Origin of the sequence: Pseudopedobacter beijingensis (assembly GCF_042678145.1) — a bacterium.
In the GTDB taxonomy this organism is placed as follows: Bacteria; Bacteroidota; Bacteroidia; order Sphingobacteriales; family Sphingobacteriaceae; genus Pseudopedobacter; species Pseudopedobacter beijingensis.
The window spans coordinates 1-3,503 of sequence record NZ_JBHUDG010000034.1; the positions used below are offsets into that span (position 1 = coordinate 1).

The 3,503-nt window shown below is 30.3% G+C and carries 4 protein-coding genes; all 4 read left to right on the forward strand.

What is annotated here, in order from left to right; translation table 11 throughout:
• Positions 1-146 precede the first annotated feature (146 nt).
• Positions 147-476 (forward strand): hypothetical protein, encoded by a 330-nt coding sequence (locus ACFSAH_RS14120; protein WP_379663386.1) that lies wholly within the window; start codon positions 147-149, stop codon positions 474-476.
• A 290-nt stretch (positions 477-766) separates the two neighbouring features.
• Entirely contained in the window at positions 767-1,669 is a 903-nt protein-coding gene (locus ACFSAH_RS14125) for an alpha/beta hydrolase (RefSeq protein WP_379663387.1), read from the forward strand.
• Between the two features lie 72 nt (positions 1,670-1,741).
• Complete coding sequence (locus ACFSAH_RS14130) at positions 1,742-3,106, forward strand: polysaccharide lyase 6 family protein (protein WP_379663388.1); 1,365 nt, start codon at positions 1,742-1,744, stop codon at positions 3,104-3,106.
• 20 nt (positions 3,107-3,126) lie between these two features.
• A complete protein-coding gene (locus tag ACFSAH_RS14135) occupies positions 3,127-3,435 on the forward strand; it encodes a hypothetical protein (protein ID WP_379663389.1) in 309 nt (102 codons plus the stop codon).
• Positions 3,436-3,503 lie beyond the last annotated feature (68 nt).

Here is a 3,503-nt window from a genome sequence, read left to right on the forward strand (position 1 = left end):
AGGTATGAGACCTCTGCTCAAAACTGGATGTCAATGCATTGGATGGCTTTTTGTGCCTTGTTCCTCAGAAAAATTAAGAAAATCAATAAAGTTTAAACAAGTTCAGTATTAATATAGACTTTTTAACCCTTAAATATATATAAATTATGAAAAGATCATTTCTTGTAGGAGGATTGTTATTTATGCTCTCGTTTACAGTAATAGCACAGAGCAAAACTGTTTTTTTACACAAACAGGAAACAATGGATATACTTGGTTTAAATCAAGTACAGCAGATGAAAATCACAACATTAACCAAACAGTCTTTTCAGGATATAACGAAAGTAAAGAAAGATACAGAACTTTCTGAATCCGAAAAAAAATCTAAAATTTCCGGTATTTATAAAAAAAGACAACAGGAGTACGAAGCCACATTAACCCCAGAACAATTGAAAAAGTATAATGAATTAAAAGCTGCTGCTAAAAATCAGCAATAAAAAAGGGAGATTAGCTGAATTGAAAGATGTTTTTGACTGTTTTTTAATTCAGCTATACCTAAGAGGTTATTTAATAGAAAGTTAGTCGTGTTGTTTGATATTGACTTTTTGTGCCTTTAAGAAGCAATAAAGATAATGTGAGAAGAAAAATAGAGGTTTGCCTATCGTTGGTAATCTCATATGAAATAGAGTAATTAAAGTTTTTATGATCTCTGAATTTATATTTAGCTAGGACTGTACTTCTTTTTAATTGCTATATGAAGATTCAATAGAAAGATCCCACTTAAAATATGGAAAATATTAACATTAACGAAAGTAGAATCCTAGTATTAAAAAATAGAGGAATAGTGATTGTCCTATCAATTTTTTTTTCTACAATACTTTATGGACAAAATAAAAAAGACAATATAGACCGTCTTTCGTCCATAAGTGTGGTGAAGGATATTCGATATGCTACCCGGCCAGATTCTGTATCTAACGATGTCTCATCAGATAGATTATTAGATCTTTATATTCCAAATGATAATAAAGGCTCTAAATTACCTGTTTATATTTATATACATGGAGGAGGTTTTTCAGGAGGCGATAAAAATCAGCATAAAGCTTTTTGCGCAAAATTAGCATCCTATGGAATTGCAGTAATTAGTCCTAATTACAGGTTGTATTTAAAGCATAATAAAATTACGGGGGCAAGTTGTAGGTCAAATATGTCTAAAGGGCTGCCTCAAACAGGAGCATTTAATCAAGGATTACAACAGGCAATAAAGCAAGCAAGTGGAGATGCTGTATTGGTATTAAACTGGATAAAAGAAAATTCAAAAAAATATAATTTAGATACTAATAGTATTACGATATCTGGTGGATCGGCTGGAGCTATAACAGCATTGTACACCGGTCTATCTACGAATTCTGCTAAAGTTAGAGTGAAAAATGTAGTTAACTTATGGGGAGGAATTGAAAATAATAATCAGATTATCAATACGAACATCCCTGTACTTACATTTCATGGTGATAAGGATGATTTGATATCAGTTGATTATGCCTACTCATTACACCAATTCTTAAAGGAAAAGGGGAACTTATCATCTAAATTGATTATTATGGAAGGTATTGGGCATGGTGCACCCGCTTACAATGAAGTAATAAATAATAAAATGGAAACTATTTTGGATTTTTTAAAAGAACATAGATGATATTTTTAAATACTGTTTATTGAATATAGAGTAATAAGTTTATTAATAAAACTGATTAAATTAAAATTCTAAATGAAACTGACTAATGTTAAAATTTCTTTGTCATTACTAATATTCTTACTGAATATACATGTGTTATATGCTAAAGAATATGTGGTAAGTTCAGCACAGGAAATAAGGGAGTTAGAGCTTGTTGCGGGAGATAAAATAATTTTAAAAAAAGGAGTATGGAGTAACCAATCATTGGTCTTTAAAGGAAAAGGAACAGCTAATAAGCCAATCGTTTTTCAAGCAGAAAAAATGGGAGAAACTATTATTAGCGGACATTCTACATTGATTATTGATGGAGAATATTTGCTAGTGGATGGGTTAGTTTTCAAAGACGGTGAAGCTTTTAAGAAAAATGTAATTGCATTTTCGGAACAATCAAAGCAATGTCGATTAACAAATACCTCCATTACAGGGTATGATAATACCGATAAAAAAATGAGAAATAGCTGGATAGTTTTGTATGGTGAACAGAATAGAGTAGACCACTGCTATGTAAAAGGAAAAACAAGTTTAGGTACTACAGTAGGAGTCTATGTTTCTAATAAACCAAACTATCATCGTATTGATCATAATTATTTTGATGGAAGACCTCCATATGGTGGAAATGGAGGAGAGATAATAAGAGCAGGGGTAGATCAAACATCATTGTTAGATTCATATACTACTATTGAAAATAACGTCTTTGATAATTGTGATGGAGAGATAGAGGTCATATCTAATAAATCTACACATAATACCATTAGAAATAATTTATTTTTCGAATGCTCTGGTATGTTAACCTTGAGGCATGGAAACTATGCCAACGTTTATGGAAATTTATTTATAGGTAATAGAAAGAAAGACTCAGGAGGGGTTAGGATTATAGGTGAAAGTCATAAAGTGTTTAATAATTATTTTCATGGATTAATTGGTAAAGGTTTAAATGCGACTATAACCTTCATGAATGGTTGGGAAAATCCACCATTATGGGGATATTGGCAAGTTAAGAATGCAGAAGTATATAATAATACAATAATAAATTGTGAAGAACCTTTTGTAATAGGGTCAGGTAAAAACGAAAAGACATTTTTACCTTTATTAAATACTAAGGTTTACAAAAATTATATATACAGTTCTAATCCAATAGTTATATGGGAAGAAACTTTAGCTAAAACACCTGATAATATAAAATTTCAAGATAATTTAATTAAAGGGAAGACATCAGAAGCGGGTTTTTTGAGTACCTTAAGTAAATATAAAACAGATAGATATGGACTTGTTTATCCAGATAAAGCTAATTTTCAAGTAGGTTTCTCTTCTTTAACAAAAGAACAGAAGAAATTGCTAGAAGGTGAAGATATAGGTCCTAAGTGGCAAAAGGTAAATAAAAAATTTAGGATTAAATAATTATTATAATACTGTTCATTATGAAAATAAAAAATATAGTTATTTATATTCTTGTAATATTTTGGTTTGTAAATCCGTTAAATAGTGTTTCCCAAGTGAGTGGGAATAAAGAAAATATTACGAATAAATTTATTAATACTTTTGATTACGATTGTGATTATTTCAAAATGGTGAAAAGAGGAGGAAACGTTACTGTTTCTATTGATTCTGAGGTGAAATACGAAGGGGAAGGTAGCTTGAAATGTAAGTTCGCTTTTTCAGGAAATCAAAACAATAAGGAGTTAATTACTTTGGGGAGTGTAACGCGAACTGTGTCATTCCAAAATTAACGCCTCTCAAAATCCTCTATTTTCCTGAAGGATTCTTTCACCAAATTTAATAAATAGTTGAGAGAATG

Coding starts and splice junctions, on each gene's coding strand:
- ACFSAH_RS14135 (WP_379663389.1), top strand. CDS start 3,127: ATGAAAATAAAAAATATAGTTATTTATATTCTTGTAATATTTTGGTTT.
- ACFSAH_RS14120 (WP_379663386.1), top strand. CDS start 147: ATGAAAAGATCATTTCTTGTAGGAGGATTGTTATTTATGCTCTCGTTT.
- ACFSAH_RS14125 (WP_379663387.1), top strand. CDS start 767: ATGGAAAATATTAACATTAACGAAAGTAGAATCCTAGTATTAAAAAAT.
- ACFSAH_RS14130 (WP_379663388.1), top strand. CDS start 1,742: ATGAAACTGACTAATGTTAAAATTTCTTTGTCATTACTAATATTCTTA.